The 14,800-nt window shown below is 59.0% G+C and carries 18 protein-coding genes; 14 read left to right on the top strand and 4 right to left on the bottom strand.

The features are described 5' to 3' along the window. The first annotated feature begins 189 nt into the window (after nt 1-189). From benA to ACW9HW_RS24120, 5 genes are all read left to right on the top strand, one after another. On the top strand, nt 190-1,554 hold the full coding sequence (gene benA, locus ACW9HW_RS24140; protein ID WP_095193608.1) for a benzoate 1,2-dioxygenase large subunit: 1,365 nt from the start codon (nt 190-192) through the stop codon (nt 1,552-1,554). Continuing rightward, the gene (gene benB, locus ACW9HW_RS24135; RefSeq protein ID WP_095193609.1) at nt 1,551-2,039 is read left to right on the top strand and encodes a benzoate 1,2-dioxygenase small subunit; all 489 of its coding nucleotides are present in this window, start codon (nt 1,551-1,553) and stop codon (nt 2,037-2,039) included. The genes benA and benB overlap by 4 nt, the downstream gene beginning before the upstream one ends. Before the next feature lie 10 nt (nt 2,040-2,049). Beyond that, a complete protein-coding gene (gene benC, locus ACW9HW_RS24130; RefSeq protein ID WP_095193610.1) occupies nt 2,050-3,063 on the top strand; it encodes a benzoate 1,2-dioxygenase electron transfer component BenC in 1,014 nt (337 codons plus the stop codon). Nucleotides 3,064-3,333: 270 nt separating this feature from the next. Further along, entirely contained in the window at nt 3,334-4,107 is a 774-nt protein-coding gene (locus ACW9HW_RS24125) for a 1,6-dihydroxycyclohexa-2,4-diene-1-carboxylate dehydrogenase (RefSeq protein ID WP_095193611.1), read from the top strand. A 42-nt stretch (nt 4,108-4,149) separates the two neighbouring features. Further along, complete coding sequence (locus tag ACW9HW_RS24120; protein WP_457401952.1) at nt 4,150-4,848, top strand: alpha/beta hydrolase; 699 nt, start codon at nt 4,150-4,152, stop codon at nt 4,846-4,848. A 6-nt stretch (nt 4,849-4,854) separates the two neighbouring features. Here the strand turns inward: ACW9HW_RS24120 and ACW9HW_RS24115 are convergent, their stop codons facing one another. After that, the gene (locus tag ACW9HW_RS24115) at nt 4,855-5,217 is read right to left on the bottom strand and encodes an NUDIX hydrolase (RefSeq protein WP_457401951.1); all 363 of its coding nucleotides are present in this window, start codon (nt 5,215-5,217) and stop codon (nt 4,855-4,857) included. Nucleotides 5,218-5,435: 218 nt separating this feature from the next. On the opposite strand from ACW9HW_RS24115, the gene ACW9HW_RS24110 reads away from it, so the two are divergent. Then, nucleotides 5,436-5,627 carry an SPOR domain-containing protein gene (locus ACW9HW_RS24110; protein WP_095193614.1) on the top strand — a complete coding sequence of 64 codons (192 nt, stop codon included), beginning with the start codon at nt 5,436-5,438 and terminating at the stop codon, nt 5,625-5,627. A gap of 181 nt (nt 5,628-5,808) precedes the next feature. On the opposite strand, the gene osmE is transcribed toward ACW9HW_RS24110, so the two are convergent. Next, entirely contained in the window at nt 5,809-6,162 is a 354-nt protein-coding gene (gene osmE, locus ACW9HW_RS24105; protein ID WP_095193615.1) for an osmotically-inducible lipoprotein OsmE, read from the bottom strand. A gap of 13 nt (nt 6,163-6,175) precedes the next feature. Then, nucleotides 6,176-6,415: a hypothetical protein gene (locus tag ACW9HW_RS24100; RefSeq protein WP_095193616.1), complete on the bottom strand. Its 240-nt coding sequence runs from the start codon at nt 6,413-6,415 to the stop codon at nt 6,176-6,178. Nucleotides 6,416-6,585: 170 nt separating this feature from the next. On the opposite strand from ACW9HW_RS24100, the gene ACW9HW_RS24095 reads away from it, so the two are divergent. Together ACW9HW_RS24095 and ACW9HW_RS24090 are read left to right on the top strand one after the other, a co-directional pair. Next, entirely contained in the window at nt 6,586-6,804 is a 219-nt protein-coding gene (locus ACW9HW_RS24095) for a hypothetical protein (protein ID WP_095193617.1), read from the top strand. A gap of 70 nt (nt 6,805-6,874) precedes the next feature. Then, nucleotides 6,875-7,216 carry a hypothetical protein gene (locus ACW9HW_RS24090; RefSeq protein WP_095193618.1) on the top strand — a complete coding sequence of 114 codons (342 nt, stop codon included), beginning with the start codon at nt 6,875-6,877 and terminating at the stop codon, nt 7,214-7,216. A gap of 3 nt (nt 7,217-7,219) precedes the next feature. Here ACW9HW_RS24090 and ACW9HW_RS24085 read toward each other — a convergent pair whose 3' ends face one another. Next, a complete protein-coding gene (locus ACW9HW_RS24085; protein ID WP_095193619.1) occupies nt 7,220-7,789 on the bottom strand; it encodes an RrF2 family transcriptional regulator in 570 nt (189 codons plus the stop codon). Nucleotides 7,790-8,087: 298 nt separating this feature from the next. On the opposite strand from ACW9HW_RS24085, the gene ACW9HW_RS24080 reads away from it, so the two are divergent. From ACW9HW_RS24080 to ACW9HW_RS24055, 6 genes are all read left to right on the top strand, one after another. Beyond that, the gene (locus ACW9HW_RS24080; RefSeq protein ID WP_457401950.1) at nt 8,088-9,290 is read left to right on the top strand and encodes an NAD(P)/FAD-dependent oxidoreductase; all 1,203 of its coding nucleotides are present in this window, start codon (nt 8,088-8,090) and stop codon (nt 9,288-9,290) included. 389 nt (nt 9,291-9,679) lie between these two features. Beyond that, a complete protein-coding gene (locus tag ACW9HW_RS24075) occupies nt 9,680-10,969 on the top strand; it encodes an NAD(P)/FAD-dependent oxidoreductase (RefSeq protein ID WP_457401949.1) in 1,290 nt (429 codons plus the stop codon). Between the two features lie 25 nt (nt 10,970-10,994). After that, nucleotides 10,995-11,549: a helix-turn-helix domain-containing protein gene (locus ACW9HW_RS24070; RefSeq protein WP_095193623.1), complete on the top strand. Its 555-nt coding sequence runs from the start codon at nt 10,995-10,997 to the stop codon at nt 11,547-11,549. Between the two features lie 23 nt (nt 11,550-11,572). Then, on the top strand, nt 11,573-12,919 hold the full coding sequence (locus ACW9HW_RS24065; RefSeq protein WP_095193624.1) for a glutamine synthetase family protein: 1,347 nt from the start codon (nt 11,573-11,575) through the stop codon (nt 12,917-12,919). A gap of 352 nt (nt 12,920-13,271) precedes the next feature. Further along, the gene (locus ACW9HW_RS24060) at nt 13,272-13,487 is read left to right on the top strand and encodes a TOBE domain-containing protein (RefSeq protein ID WP_007904463.1); all 216 of its coding nucleotides are present in this window, start codon (nt 13,272-13,274) and stop codon (nt 13,485-13,487) included. A 105-nt stretch (nt 13,488-13,592) separates the two neighbouring features. Further along, the gene (locus ACW9HW_RS24055) at nt 13,593-14,612 is read left to right on the top strand and encodes an ABC transporter substrate-binding protein (protein ID WP_457401948.1); all 1,020 of its coding nucleotides are present in this window, start codon (nt 13,593-13,595) and stop codon (nt 14,610-14,612) included. Nucleotides 14,613-14,800 lie beyond the last annotated feature (188 nt).

Genomic DNA, 14,800 nt, shown 5'->3' with positions numbered 1-14,800 from the left:
TGGATCGCGTTACCCCTGTGGGAGCGAGCCTGCTCGCGAAGAGGTCGGTACTGCCAACGTTGGTGGCGCCTGACACACTGCCAGCTCCCTGCACAAAACGGATAAAGGTCTGCACCCCGCGGATAGTCCGCTCCATTGCCCCGTCCTAGCATGAGCCTTGCCTGAACAATAACAATGGAGGCGGCGGCCATGACCCTGCGACCCGAATACCTTCACTCCTTGCTTGAAGACGACCCTGCCCAAGGCATCTATCGCTGCAAGCGCGAGATGTTCACCGATCCACGCCTGTTCGACCTTGAGATGAAACACATCTTCGAAGGCAACTGGTTGTATCTGGCCCATGAGAGCCAGATCCCCAACGTCAACGACTTCTACACCACCACCATGGGGCGCCAGTCGATCTTCATCGCGCGCAACAAGGACGGTGTGCTCAACGCCTTCATCAACGCCTGCAGTCATCGCGGCGCGACCCTGTGCCGGCACAAGTCCGGCAACAAGAGTTCCTACACCTGCCCGTTCCACGGCTGGACCTTCAACAACTCCGGCAAGCTGCTCAAAGTCAAAGACCCGGCGAACGCCGGCTACCCCTCGAGCTTCAACTGCGAAGGCTCCCACGACCTGACCAAAGTGGCGCGTTTCGAGTCTTATCGCGGCTTCCTGTTCGGCAGCCTGAACGCTGATGTACTGCCTTTGGTCGAGCACCTGGGCGAGTCGGCGAAGATCATCGACATGATCGTCGATCAGTCCGCCGATGGCCTGGAAGTGCTGCGCGGTTCGTCCAGCTACATCTACGAAGGCAACTGGAAACTCACCGCGGAAAACGGCGCCGATGGCTACCACGTCAGCTCGGTGCACTGGAACTACGCGGCCACCCAGAACCAGCGCAAGCAACGCGAGGCCGGTGACGAAAATCCGACCATGAGCGCCGGCAGCTGGGCCAAGCAGGGCGGCGGTTTCTATTCCTTCGACAAGGGCCACATGCTGCTCTGGACCCGTTGGGCCAACCCGGAAGACCGTCCGCTGTACGAACGACGCGACGAGCTGGCCCAGGACTTCGGCAAGGCCCGCGCCGACTGGATGATCGAGAACTCGCGCAACCTGTGCCTGTACCCGAACGTGTACCTGATGGACCAGTTCAGCTCGCAAATCCGCATCGCCCGGCCGATCTCGGTCGACCGCACGGAAATCACCATCTACTGCATCGCCCCCAAAGGCGAAAGCGACCACGCGCGTTCCAGCCGTATTCGCCAGTACGAGGATTTCTTCAACGTCAGCGGCATGGCCACGCCTGACGATCTGGAAGAGTTCCGCTCCTGCCAGACCAGCTACCAGGGCAGCGTGACGACCTGGAACGACATGTCCCGTGGCGCCGAGCACTGGATCGAAGGCGCCGATGACGCGGCCAAGGAAATCGACCTGCTTCCGCTGCTCAGCGGCGTGCGCACCGAAGACGAAGGCCTGTTCGTGCTGCAACACAAATACTGGCAGCAGACCATGCTCAAGGCCCTGGCCGCCGAGCAGTCGAAGTTGATCGCCGTGGAGGACGTGCAATGACCATTTCCTTTGATACCGTGCGCGACTTTCTCTACCGCGAAGCGCGTTACCTCGATGACCGGCAGTGGGATGAGTGGCTGGAGCTGTACGCCCCGGACGCCACTTTCTGGATGCCGTCGTGGGATGACAATGACGAGTTGACCGAAGACCCGCAGCGGGAAATCTCGCTGATCTGGTACGGCAACCGCACCGGCCTGGAAGACCGCATCTTCCGCATCAAGACCGAGCGCTCCAGCGCAAGCGTTCCGGACACCCGCACGTCCCACAACATCAGCAACATCGAGCTGCTGGAACAGGCCGACGGCTTGTGCAAGGTGCGCTTCAACTGGCACACCCTGAGCTTTCGCTACAAGACCGTCGACAGCTACTTCGGCAGCAGTTTCTACACCCTTGATGTGCGCGGTGAAAACCCGCTGATCAAAGCCAAGAAAGTGATCCTGAAGAACGATTACGTTCGCCAGGTCATCGATGTTTACCACTTGTGAGGCGGCCGTCATGACCCATTCCATTGCGTTCAATTTCGAAGACGGCGTCACCCGGTTCATCGACGCCAATGCCGGTGAAACCGTGGCCGATGCCGCGTACCGCCAGGGCATCAATATCCCGCTGGACTGCCGCGACGGCGCCTGCGGCACCTGCAAGTGTTTTGCCGAGGCCGGCACCTATGATCTGGGCGAGGAGTACATCGAAGATGCCCTCAGCCCGGAAGAGGCCGAGCAGGGTTTCGTCCTGACCTGCCAGATGCGTGCCCAGAGCGATTGCGTGGTACGCGTGCCGACGTCGTCGCAAGTCTGCCGTACCCGCCAGGCCAGCTACGAGGCAACCATCAGTGCGGTGCGCCAGTTGTCCGACAGCACCATCGCGCTGTCGATCAAGGGCGAGGCGTTGAGCAAACTGGCGTTCCTGCCGGGGCAGTACGTGAACCTGGGCATTCCCGGCAGCGAGCAGACCCGCGCGTACTCCTTCAGCTCGTTGCAACGAGACGGCGAAGTCAGCTTCCTGATTCGCAACGTGCCTGGCGGCTTGATGAGCAGTTTCCTCACCGGCATGGCCAAGGCCGGCGACAGCATGAGCCTGGCAGGTCCCCTGGGCAGTTTCTATCTGCGCGACATCCGCCGGCCGTTGTTGCTGCTGGCCGGTGGCACCGGGCTGGCGCCGTTCACCGCGATGCTGGAGAAAATCGCCGAGCAGGGCAGTGATCATCCGTTGCACTTGATCTACGGCGTGACCCAGGATTTCGACCTGGTGGAAATGGATCGGCTGGAAGCTTTCGCCGCGCGCATTCCCAACTTCAGCTACAGCGCTTGCGTGGCCAGCCCCGATAGCCAGCACCCGCTCAAGGGCTACGTGACCCAGCACATCGAGCCAAAGCACCTGAACGATGGTGATGTCGATGTCTACCTGTGCGGTCCACCGCCGATGGTGGAGGCGGTCAGCAAGTACATCGGCGAGCAAGGCATCAAGCCTGCGAACTTCTACTACGAAAAATTTGCCGCCAGCGCGGCGTGAGTCGCGCGCAGTCCCTTGTGGGAGCGAGCCTGCTCGCGAAGAGGGCGGCACATTCAACATTGATGTTGCTTGTGAGGCAGCTTTCGCGAGCAAGCCCGCTCCCACAGTTGATAGTGGTGCACCCGGATAACGTCCACGACACAGGACCCATGTGGGAGCGAGCCTGCTCGCGAAGAGGCCGGCACATCCAACATCGATGTCGCCAGCCATACCGCTTTCGCGAGCAAGCCCGCTCCCACAGATACCGAGCTCGACTAAAGAGAGGTACGCATGAACAGATTTCAAGAAAAAGTCGCGCTGATCACCGGGGCTGCCCAGGGCATCGGTCGGCGCGTTGCAGAGCGGATGGCGGCGGAAGGGGCGAAGCTGATCCTGGTCGATCGCTCCGAGCTGGTGTTCGAGGTTCAGCAACACTTGGCGAAAGACAGCCAGGTGCTGGCCCTGACCGCCGACCTGGAGCAGTACGAGGAATGCAGCCGGGTGATGCAAACGGCCGTCGAGCGCTTTGGTCGTCTCGATGTGTTGATCAATAACGTCGGCGGTACGATCTGGGCCAAGCCGTTCGAGCATTACGAGGCATCGCAGATCGAGGCCGAGGTCCGCCGTTCGTTGTTCCCGACCTTATGGTGCTGTCACGCCGCGTTGCCCTTCATGCTGGAGCAGGGCAGTGGGGCGATCGTCAACGTGTCGTCCATCGCCACCCGCAGTGTCAATCGCGTGCCCTATGGCGCGGCGAAGGGCGGGGTCAATGCGCTGACCGCTTGCCTGGCGTTTGAAACCGCCGGGCGCGGGGTTCGGGTCAACGCCACGGCACCCGGTGGCACCGAAGCGCCGCCGCGGGTGATTCCACGCAACAGCGCCGAGCAAAGCGCGCAAGAGAAAGTCTGGTATCAGCAGATCGTCGACCAGACCCTCGACAGCAGTCTGATGAAGCGCTACGGCACGCTGGATGAGCAAGCCGGGGCTATTCTGTTTCTGGCCAGCGACGATGCGTCCTATATCACCGGTATGGTCATGCCCGTGGGCGGCGGCGATCAGGGCTGACACGACGCGCCAACAACTTCATCGAACAATGGAGTCAAGGTCATGAGCGAAAAACCCACGATTGTGCTGGTCCATGGTTTCTGGGGCGGTGCCGCCCATTGGAACAAAGTCATCGTCAAACTGCTGGGCAAGGGCTACACCCGCATCCAGGCAGTGGAAATGCCCCTGACTTCATTGGCCGATGACGCTGAACGCACCCGTAAAATGGTCGCGCAAGTGGCCGGCCCCGTGCTGTTGGTGGGGCATTCCTATGGCGGTGCGGTGATAACAGAGGCGGGCGATCAACCGAATGTCGTGGGCCTGGTTTATATCGCTGCGTTCGCGCCGGACACCGGTGAAAGCCCCGGCGGGATTACGCAACGGCATCTCCCGGCGGCAGCAGCCAACCTGGCCCCCGACAGCGACGGTTATCTGTGGGTCAAGCCTGAGCTCTACCATGAGAGCTTCTGCCAGGACTTGCCGGCGACCGAAGGACTGGTCATGGGCATCACCCAGAAAGCCCCCTTGGCCAGCACCTTTGGCGACACGATCAGCACCGTGGCGTGGAAGAACAAACCGTCTTGGTACCAGGTGTCGGCCGATGACCGGATGATCGCGCCGCAGAACCAGCAATGGATGGCGGGACGGCTGAACGCCCGGGAGATCCTGACCTTGAACGCCAGTCATGCGTCCCTGGCTTCGATGCCGGCGGAGATTGCCGCGTTTATCGACAGGGCCGCGACGGCATTGGCCACGGCGTAGAGAAACTTACAGGCGACGTTGAAACGCTCTGACGATACTGAGCGTGGCGTCGCTGGTGCTCAGGTTTTGTACTGCATCCAGCGGAAACCAGATGCAGTCGAAGATTTCATTTTGTGGCCGCGCCTGATCCAGATTGATCACGGAGGCCTCGAAAACGTGGTGCCGGGTGCTGCCGGTTTCCAGTTCCATCAGGTACAGCATGTCATCGACATCAAGCCCGGTTTCTTCCTGTAGTTCGCGCATGGCGGCGCCCGCCACCGTTTCACCGGGCTCGACCTTGCCGCCGGGCAACATCCACCGACTCCTCGGTTTGCGCACCAGGAGAATGTGACGGTCCTGCTCGCAAATGACGGTTGCGCGTACTTTCATGTATTGCCTGATAGCTCTTTGACATAAATTTGTCATAAAACTGCAATATTCGCGCCGGATTCGTTTTGCCGGAATTTGCCTGTTTAGAGCGGTTGTCACGCCTGAAAGTGCAATCCAATGACGGAATACTGACACGACGTCTGGTCGGCCTTTCGGCAAAGGGTGGGTGTAAGGTAGGCACGTTAGCTTTGGATATCATTGCGAAGATGGAGGTGACCATGAGTGTTCCGATGCTGAACAAGATGCACATGAACGGTTATGACCTGGTCAGCGTGAACAACGGCCCATGGCGGGTCTGCACCAAAGGTGATCGACTCGGGTCGTTTGGCAGCCGAGAGGAAGCGCTGGCGTTTGCGGCGTCTCTTCCTGGCTACAAGTCGCGGCCGAGCAAACAGGCGCGCAGCCAGTAACCCGATCCAGTGGCGCGCGGTTATTGTGGCGAGGGGATTTATCCCCGTTGGGCTGCGAAGCGGCCCCGAGCGTTACTTCAGACAAATACAAGTTGTCCGGATTTTACGACTGCTTCGCAGCCGAACGGGGATAAATCCCCTCGCCACATTTTTCCACCCACGTGGAGATTTATTGCCGGGGCTAGTAGCCGCCACCTCCACCACCAGAGCGTGATTCCCTGGCCTTTTGCTGGGTGTTGCTCCATTCGGCACAGGTCATGAAGCTCTTGTGATCGACCTTGCCCCGATCATCGAAACTGACGTTAAACGGGTGCTGATGACCGGGTTGGGTCAGCTTGTAATCAAAGCAAGTGCCCGGCTCGACGCTACGGTTCGTGACCGATAACGGTGGGCCGCCGATTTGCTCGACTTGCTCCTTGCTCATGCCGGTCTCGACCTTGGCCACCAGCGGCTGGTCCCGGTAGATTTGCGAGTTGCTGCTGCAGCCTGGCAATGCCGTGAGCAAGGCGGCGAACATCAAGAGAGCGCTTTTCATCACAGCGTGTCCGCTATTGGGGTTTGTTGCGGGTGATGAATTTGGCCTTCACTTCCTCGGCATAGCCCGCCAAGCGTTGCTCATCACCCTGGAACAGATCGCACAGCCTCCTGACAGCCTCTGCATCGACATCATTGCCGGTCAGGCGCAACTGCTCTGCGATGCGCAAAAGTTCGACCGCCGACCATCGCAGATCCGATGCAAGCCCTTGCAGATCGCGTCGAAGTTCTTGTTCCGATTCGTTAAGCCACATGATGACCTCCTGCAACTCTGCGCCTTGAAATTTTAGACCCATTCCAGCGGCAGAGCGTTGTATTCGTCCGATCCCGGGGCGCTTCCTTTGGTCGGGAAGTTTGCGCGATCGGCAAAATTCGCTGTCGTAGTGAAGTACCGATTTTTCGGCAAGGGCGGGGGACGTTCAAAATGACCGCAACCGATGATTTCAGAGCGCGTGCCCATGAGCTGATTGCCGATCTGGATGCGGCCACCAGCGAAATGATGAAGCTCATCTCCGAACACCAGCTCAGCGGGCCGGAGTGGGAGCGGGTCAGCCAGTGGCAACATGAAGCCTATGAGCGATGGATGACCTATTTGAACGAGCGGTCCTACCCGGGGCCTGGCGACAACAACGCCAGTCGCTGAGGTTCGGTCATCCATGGCAGTCCGGACGGCGACAGACTACATTTTATTTTTTCAGGATTAAGGACGTTTCATGCAGAGTCGGATGTTGATGGGGGGAGTGGTATTGGCGTTGCTGTCGGGATGTTCGTTGCCGGCGTCAGTGGTACCGGGCGAGCCGAATGTCAGCAAGTACAGTGAAAAACCACCGAAAGAGCTGGCCGCGTGCGTGTTGCCTCCGTGGCAGAAAGAGGTGTCCAGCACCACGCAAACGTCGATATCCAACGGCTACCGGATTACCGCGCCCAGCATCATCACGGCCGATGAAGTTCTGGACATCGTGAAGTCGAAGGATGGCAGCCAGGTCTCGCTGTATCAGGGCCCGCCCTGGGCCAAGTCCGGCGCACTGCGCAAGGCAGTGCGTGATTGCCTGTAGGATTCAGTCGGAAATCGCGGTGACCTGGATGAGCTGATCGTCGCTTGTCTGGGCACTGGCGGTGCCTTTCTTTTCCCGGCGATCGTTCATCCAGCTGTCCACCTTCGCGTTGAACTCCGCCGGGGCCTTGCGTCCTACCCTGCGGGCGATGTCCAGGATCGTCTGCTGGGCCAGGGCCTCTTCCATGCGCTTCTGCGCCGTCAGCATCGCGGCATGGATCGAGCAGCGTCCGTCCACCGCCCATTCCGGCGTCTCACCTTCAAACAGTGCGCAACGACCGCGAATTTCCCGGCATTCGAAAATAGCCTTGCGCCCGTCGATGGCGTTGACGATATCCAGCAGCGTGATTTCGTCCGCCGGCCGAGCCAGCTTGAACCCCCCACGCACACCCTCGGTCGCCACCACCAGTTTTGCCTTGGCCAGTTTGGTGAAGATTTTTGCCAGATAGTCCAGTGGCACACCTTGCAGCTCGGCCAGGTCACGCACACTCGCTTCGCGGGTATCGCCGCAATTGCCTACCAGGAAAGTCAGGCAGTGAAGACCGTATTCGACGCCTGCGCTGTAAAGAGCCATTTCAATCTCCGACTAGTGTTGTCGCAAATGATATCAGCTGGTCGTTAACGGGACAACGAATGGGATTGTGGCTCCATTGAAGCGGAAATCCGTTTGTAGCCCGCTGTATGGCTCCTTTCAGGCCTGTATCGATATCGTCGATGGAAACCATCGCAAAAAACAGGTTGCGCGATGTAACTCGGATCAATAGAGTCGCAGTTGTCAGATCGGCAGTGAACGGCGCTTTCCAAGAGAGACTCGCGCCAAGCTCCTGGTCCTTTAACAACATTCAATGCCTGGTTCTTCACTGGAGTTAAAAATGAAACAACACATCCTGGTAGTTGGTGCGGGTTTCGGTGGTATGTGGACAGCGATCAGTGCGACGCGTCTGTTCAACATCCATGATCACAACAACGTCGAAGTGACGGTGCTGGCTCCCCAGGCCGAGTTGCGGATACGCCCACGTTTTTACGAGCCGAACGCCCATCAACTGGCCGCTCCGATTGGCAAGCTGTTCGATGCGGTCGGCGTGAAGTTCATCAAGGGCGCTGCCGAGACCATCGACGTCGCGCAAAAACGAGTTGGCTACATTGATGCTTGGGGCAACAAACAGGTGGTTATCTACGACAAACTCGTACTGGCGACCGGCAGCGGCCTGGCACTGCCTGATACCCCCGGCGTGGCTGAGCATGCGTTTGACGTCGACCAGATCGAACAAGCCGTACGCCTGGAAAACCACCTCAAGAATCTGGTCAACCAGCCAGAAAGCGCTGCACGCAACACCGTAGTGGTTGCCGGCGGTGGTTTCACCGGGATTGAAACGGCGACTGAAATGCCGACTCGCCTGCGTGCCATCCTCGGCGATCGTGCGGATATCAAGGTGATCATCGTTGACCGCGGTAACAAGGTCGGTGGTTCCATGGGCCCTGAAATTGCGGAAAAAATCGCTGAAGCCAGCATTGAAACCGGCGTGACCTGGCATCTGAACGCCTCGGTTGTTGCGGTTGATGCAGACGGTGTGAGCTTGTCCGATGGCCAGCGTATCGATGCCAAGACCGTTGTCTGGACCACCGGCGTACGCGCCAGCTCGCTGACCGAACAGGTCCCCGGCGAACGTGATCATCTCGGCCGCCTGCATGTTGATGCAAACCTGAAAGTCATTGGCCAGGATGACGTCTACGCCACCGGTGACGTCGCTTACGCGGCCACCGATGACATCGGCAACCACGCACTGATGACTTGCCAGCACGCCATCATGTTGGGTCGTCATGCCGGTAACAACGTGGCTGCGCATATCCTCGGCGTGGACCCGACGCCGTACCGCCAGCCGAAATACGTTACCTGCCTGGATCTGGGCGCCTGGGGCGCGGTGTACACCGAAGGGTGGGATCGCCAGGTCAAGCTGACCAAGCAGGAAGGCAAGGAACTCAAGACGCAGATCAATACTGTGTGGATTTATCCGCCGGTGGCGGATCGTGATGTTGCCTGGGCGGCGGCGGATCCTTTGATTCCGATTGCCTGAGTCTTTCCCATAGTGCTGGCCGTTTCAGCGAATCCCGCCCGGGTGTTTCCGGGTGGGATTTTTTTTGTTTGGGTACATATCCATTGCTGCGGTAACGGCTGCTTATGGTTTCGCTCTTGCGGCGAGTCCCCCCTGTGGGAGCGAGCCTGCTCGCGAAGAGGCCGTGTCAGTCGACATCAATGGCGAATGCCAGACCGCCTTCGCGAGCAGGCTCGCTCCCACAGGGATTCGGTACATCCGCAACAGTCAGGTCGGCTGTCAGGCGACCTCGCTCTGGCTTTTCCAGGTGATCTGCTGTCCCCATCCTAAAGCATCAAAAAATTGCCAACATGAAATTCTCCGTGTATTTTTTCATGAAATTAAAACTATAAAATTTCACGGAGCCGGCAATGTTTCAGCAATCCACCCAGCACGTCGCCAGCTACTACGCCCATTCCTGCGCCGATCAGGTGAAAAACCGCGCGCCATTAGAAGGCGAGCAAGACACTGAAGTGCTGGTTATCGGCGCCGGTTTCAGCGGGTTGCACACCGCGTTGCGCCTGGCCCTGGCCGGCAAGCGGGTGACTGTGCTGGAAGCCAGCCGGGTGGCGTGGGCGGCGTCGGGGCGTAATGGCGGGCAGGCCATTCTTGGCTGGTCCTGCGACATGCCGCCGCTGGAAGCGGCGCTGGGGTATGAGCGCGCGCGGCGCCTGTGGGAAGGCATGCGCTGGGCGGCGCGGGAGTTGCGAGAACTGCCGGCACGCCATGGATTTGATTGCGACTACCGGCCTGGCCACCTCTGGACCTCGGTGATGCCACGACGGGTCAGCTTGCTGACCGAATGGCAGCACGAGGCCAGTCACAAATGGGGCCACGATGGTTTGCGTTTCATTGAACGCCATCAGCTGCCGGAGTGGGTCGCCAGCGAGCGCTACCAGGCCGGGCTGTTCGATCCCGAAGGCGGGCACTTGAATCCGCTGAAACTGGCGCTCGGCCTGGCTGCGGCGATTGAGCGGGCCGGTGGCGTGATTCATGAACAAAGCAAGGCGCTGAATTATCGCGAGGAGGGCGACGGGTATGTGGTGACCACTGAGCGCGGTCGCATTCGCGCCGGTGTATTGGTACTGGCCTGCAATGCTTATCTCGACCGGCTCGATCCGCAGCTCTCGAGTTGCGTGTTGCCCGTTGGGACCTATCAGGTGGCCACGGCGCCACTGTCCGAGGCACAGGCGACTGCGTTACTGCCAAGCAATGTGTGTGTCACCGACAATCAGTTCGTGCTCGATTATTTCCGCCGCACCCCCGACAACCGCTTGTTGTTCGGCGGCGGTTGCACTTACCTGGGGGGCATGCCGAAGGACATCGCCGGCGCCACCCGGCCTTGTCTGGAGCGTGTGTTTCCGCAACTGAAAGGGGTCGAGCTGGAATTCGCCTGGGGCGGCCACATCGACCTGACCCTCAAGCGCACGCCCGACATCGGCGGGCGCGGCGGTCTGTACTGGCTGCAGGGCTATTCCGGTCACGGCGTGCTGCCGACCCTGGCCGGGGCGCGGGCCGTTTCCAATGCGATACTCGGCCAATCGGACGAGTTGGCGTTGTACCAAGGTTTGACCAACAACAGTTTTCCCGGCGGCAAGTACATGGCCGCACCGCTGGAAGCCATCGGCAAAGCCTGGTACCGGCTGCGCGACAGCATTTGAATCGGCACTTTCTGGAAGCTTTTAGATGGACATGCAAGAAGAGATTTCGGCGTTGGCGATCCTCATCCAGGACCTGCGCAAACACAAGAAATACACCCTGAAGGAACTGGCGGACAAAATCGGTCGCTCCGTGGGGTTTCTTTCGCAGGTTGAGCGCGGGTTGTCCCGGCCGACGGTGGCGGACTTGACCGCCATCAGCGAAACCCTCGGTGTGCCGACCACTTATTTCTACAGCCTGCCCAAACCCATGGCCTTGTCTTGGGTGACCCGGCCGGATGAGCGTCGCACGCTGTATTACGCCGACGGGATCACCGACATCCTGGTCTCGCCGAAAATGCGCGCGTCGTTTTCCATGCTCGAAAGCCAGCTGGAGCCCGGCGCCAGCAGCGGCGACCGGCACATGAAAGACAGTTCGGAGCAGGGTGGCTATGTCCTGGAAGGCCAGCTGACGCTGTGGCTCGATGACAACGAACCGGTCACCTTGTGCGCCGGCGACAGTTTCCAGCTGGCCAGTCATGCCCATTGCCGCTACGGCAATCTCTCGGACCAACTCACCCGCGTGCTGTGGGTTTACACCTGATAAAAACAACAAGGAACAAGACGATGGATGCTGTGTGCTCTGATCTGCTGGACGAAGTGCGCGGGTTTCGTCAGCGCTACCCCGAAGTGCGCTACGTCGACCTGATTTCCCTGGACATCCCAGGCCATTTCTACGGCAAGCGCTACCCGATCGAGATGCTGGAAAAAGTGGCGGCCGGCAGCGCGCTCAAGTTGCCGCAGAACTGCGTGTTGCTCGGCACCCAGGGCGGGCTGTTCAAGATCGGCGACTACTGCTTCAACGACGGTGACCCGGATGCGCCACGGCGTCTGGTGCCCGGCACACTCAAGAAGGTGAGCTGGGAGCAACAGCCGTTGGGGCAGATGCTGATCACCTCCGACGGCACCGAAAAACCGATCGTCTTCGAGCCGCGCGAAGTCTTGGCGCAGGTGCTGGAGCGCCTGCGTCGCAAAGGCATTTTTCCGGTGGTGGCGTTCGAACTGGAGTTTTACCTGTTCGATAGCCACTTGCGTGATGGCTTGCCACAATTTGCGCGCGACCCACTGACCGGTGACGCCGATGATCAGCCGAACATGCACATCGAACGCCTCTCGCGATTCGCCCCGGTGCTCGATGACATGGTCCAGACCGCGCGCACGCAAGGCATCGATGCCACGGTGATCACCGCCGAACTCGGTCCCGGACAGTTCGAAATCAATTTCGGCCATCTGGATGACGGATTGCGCGCGGCGGACTGGGCGGCGTTGTTTTGCCGCAGCACCCGTGGTGTGGCGCTCAAACATGGGTATCGCGCCAGTTTCATGTCCAAACCCTACTTGCAGCATCCTGGCAGCGGCATGCACGTGCATGTAAGCCTCTACGACGAAGCAGGCAACAACCTGCTGGCGGCGAACGGGCAACAAGCGTTGCGCCACGCCGTGGCCGGGTGTCTGGACGTGTTGCCTCATTGCATGCCCATCTTTGCTCCGAATCACAACGCCATGCGCCGCTTGAGCGCCACCGTGAACGTCGCATCCCGCGCCAGTTGGGGCTTTGAAGACCGCGATGCCTGCCTGCGGGTACCGGAGTCGGACGCGAAAAACCTGCGCATCGAACATCGCCTGGCCGGTGCGGATGCCAATCCCTACCTTGTGCTCGCCGCGATACTGGTTGGACTGGAGCAAGGCCTGGAAAACGGCCGCGAACCGATCGCCCCGCTTAATGAAGATCGCAGCAGTGGTATCGATTTCCCGCTGGAGATGCTGGAAGCCGTGCGGTCCATGCAAGGCAACCCGCAACTGCGTGAAGGATTGGGAGCGGAATTTGTCGATGTGTATTGCGAGAACAAGCGCCAGGATCATTTGGCATTCATGCATGACATCGATGCACGGGAGTACCGCTGGTATCTGTAGAGGCACGCTTCGCTCCTACAGGCACAGTTCAGGTGGTTTCGATGGTAACCATAAAAAATATCTGGTTATTTAAGGGGTTAGAGAATTTAGTAACCGAATGGTTAACTAAAATATCTTGTTACAGCGGGAAATATTCCGTAATATCCGCCCCGCGTTCACCACCACGGTTTATGCATTTTTAAGTCCCGGGCGTCCATCAGCTGCCCGGGATTTTTTTTGCCTGAAATTTGTAATATATCCAATAGTTATAAATTGATAATTTAATATTCCTTTTAATGTCGATCCCGGCGGTGCACCTTGAAGGCCTGCACATCCAGGTGGATGTACTCGACATCAGACAGGAAGCCTCATCATGACCATCAAAGCGATCAACGTCCGTAACCAGTTCAAGGGTGTCATCAAGGAGATCCTGGAAGGCGAAGTGGTCTCGGAAATCGACGTTCAAACCGCCTCCGGCATCGTCACCTCCGTCATCACCACCCGATCGGTGCGCGACCTCGAATTGAAGGTCGGCAGCGAAGTCATTGCCTTCGTGAAATCAACCGAAGTCTCGATTGCCAAGCTCTGAGTCCTGTCCGTCCAGTTACTGGGGACAATGAACAACCTGTGGCGAGGGAGCTTGCTCCCGCTGGACTGCGCAGCAGTCCCCTGCATTTCAATTTATGAGGTTTTCATGGCAACTCGCTTCAAGCATCCAGCGTTGACCCTGTTGGCGACCTCCGTGGCGGCGGTCAGCGCATTGCTCAGTCCCGGTGCTCAGGCCGAAGGTAAAATCAGCATTGCCCAGCAATTCGGTATCGGCTATCTGATCCTGGATGTGGTGCGCGATCAGCAACTCATCGAGAAACAGGGCAAGGCCCGGGGCCTCGACATCAAGGTCGACTGGAACAGCATTTCCGGCGCCACGGCGATGAACGAAGCGTTGTTGGCGGGCGCACTGGATGTGGTGTCGGCGGGCGTGCCGCCGATGCTGACCATATGGGATCGGACCAAGGGCAAACAGAACGTCAAGGCCATCGCCTCGCTGGGGTCGATGCCTAACTATTTGCTGAGCAACAACCCGAACGTGAAGAGCCTCAAGGACTTCACCGAAAAGGACCGCATCGCAGTACCGGCGGCGGGTGTCGGGTTCCAGTCGCGCACGTTGCAGATTGAAACCGCCAGACAGTTCGGCAATGACCAGTACAAGAAATTCGACGATATCTCGATCAGCCTTGCGCACCCGGATGCGACAGCGGCGCTGATCGCCGGTGGCTCGGAAATCAGCTCGCACTTCTCCAGCCCGCCATTCCAGTATCAGGAACTGCAGAGCCCCAACGTGCATAAAGTGCTGAGTTCCTACGACGTATTGGGTGGCCAGGCTACGTTTAACGTGCTGTACACCACTGAAAAATTCCACGACGAAAACCCGAAAACCTACAAGGCGTTCTATGACGCCCTGGCCGAAGCCGAAAAAATCATCAAGGCCGACAAGTCCGCCGCCGCCCAGACCTATATCCGGGTCGAGCAATCGAAACTGCCGCTGTCGCTGGTCGAGAAAATCGTCAACGATCCCGAAATCGACTTCACGGTCGTGCCACAACGCACGGCGGTCTATGCCGAAAAACTGCAGGCGTTGGGCGTACTCAAAAACAAGGCGGACAGCTGGAAAGACTACTTTTTTGAAGAAGCACACGGTGGCGCGGGCAGTTGAAGCGTGATCGCCGGATAAAAACCATGAAAAAACCCGGCTGATCAGGCCGGGTTTTTTCGTTGGGGACTTCGGTGAAGCTATTTGTTCAGGCGACGGTGTTGCCTTTCAGGCGATCGGAACCATCGGCGGCGATGGTGTTGCCTTTCAAACGATCCGAACCATCGGCAGCCACAGCGCGTTTTTCGAGC

It is taken from the genome of Pseudomonas sp. SDO5532_S415 (genome assembly GCF_054071155.1).
This window is presented reverse-complemented; position numbering and strand designations above follow the sequence as displayed.

Excerpts from the sequence above, each read along its gene's own strand:
- benA (WP_095193608.1), top strand. The coding sequence starts at position 190 with ATGACCCTGCGACCCGAATACCTTCACTCCTTGCTTGAAGACGACCCT.
- benB (WP_095193609.1), top strand. The coding sequence starts at position 1,551 with ATGACCATTTCCTTTGATACCGTGCGCGACTTTCTCTACCGCGAAGCG.
- benC (WP_095193610.1), top strand. The coding sequence starts at position 2,050 with ATGACCCATTCCATTGCGTTCAATTTCGAAGACGGCGTCACCCGGTTC.
- ACW9HW_RS24125 (WP_095193611.1), top strand. The coding sequence starts at position 3,334 with ATGAACAGATTTCAAGAAAAAGTCGCGCTGATCACCGGGGCTGCCCAG.
- ACW9HW_RS24120 (WP_457401952.1), top strand. The coding sequence starts at position 4,150 with ATGAGCGAAAAACCCACGATTGTGCTGGTCCATGGTTTCTGGGGCGGT.
- ACW9HW_RS24115 (WP_457401951.1), bottom strand. The coding sequence starts at position 5,217 with ATGAAAGTACGCGCAACCGTCATTTGCGAGCAGGACCGTCACATTCTC.
- ACW9HW_RS24110 (WP_095193614.1), top strand. The coding sequence starts at position 5,436 with ATGAGTGTTCCGATGCTGAACAAGATGCACATGAACGGTTATGACCTG.
- osmE (WP_095193615.1), bottom strand. The coding sequence starts at position 6,162 with ATGAAAAGCGCTCTCTTGATGTTCGCCGCCTTGCTCACGGCATTGCCA.
- ACW9HW_RS24100 (WP_095193616.1), bottom strand. The coding sequence starts at position 6,415 with ATGTGGCTTAACGAATCGGAACAAGAACTTCGACGCGATCTGCAAGGG.
- ACW9HW_RS24095 (WP_095193617.1), top strand. The coding sequence starts at position 6,586 with ATGACCGCAACCGATGATTTCAGAGCGCGTGCCCATGAGCTGATTGCC.
- ACW9HW_RS24090 (WP_095193618.1), top strand. The coding sequence starts at position 6,875 with ATGCAGAGTCGGATGTTGATGGGGGGAGTGGTATTGGCGTTGCTGTCG.
- ACW9HW_RS24085 (WP_095193619.1), bottom strand. The coding sequence starts at position 7,789 with ATGGCTCTTTACAGCGCAGGCGTCGAATACGGTCTTCACTGCCTGACT.
- ACW9HW_RS24080 (WP_457401950.1), top strand. The coding sequence starts at position 8,088 with ATGAAACAACACATCCTGGTAGTTGGTGCGGGTTTCGGTGGTATGTGG.
- ACW9HW_RS24075 (WP_457401949.1), top strand. The coding sequence starts at position 9,680 with ATGTTTCAGCAATCCACCCAGCACGTCGCCAGCTACTACGCCCATTCC.
- ACW9HW_RS24070 (WP_095193623.1), top strand. The coding sequence starts at position 10,995 with ATGGACATGCAAGAAGAGATTTCGGCGTTGGCGATCCTCATCCAGGAC.
- ACW9HW_RS24065 (WP_095193624.1), top strand. The coding sequence starts at position 11,573 with ATGGATGCTGTGTGCTCTGATCTGCTGGACGAAGTGCGCGGGTTTCGT.
- ACW9HW_RS24060 (WP_007904463.1), top strand. The coding sequence starts at position 13,272 with ATGACCATCAAAGCGATCAACGTCCGTAACCAGTTCAAGGGTGTCATC.
- ACW9HW_RS24055 (WP_457401948.1), top strand. The coding sequence starts at position 13,593 with ATGGCAACTCGCTTCAAGCATCCAGCGTTGACCCTGTTGGCGACCTCC.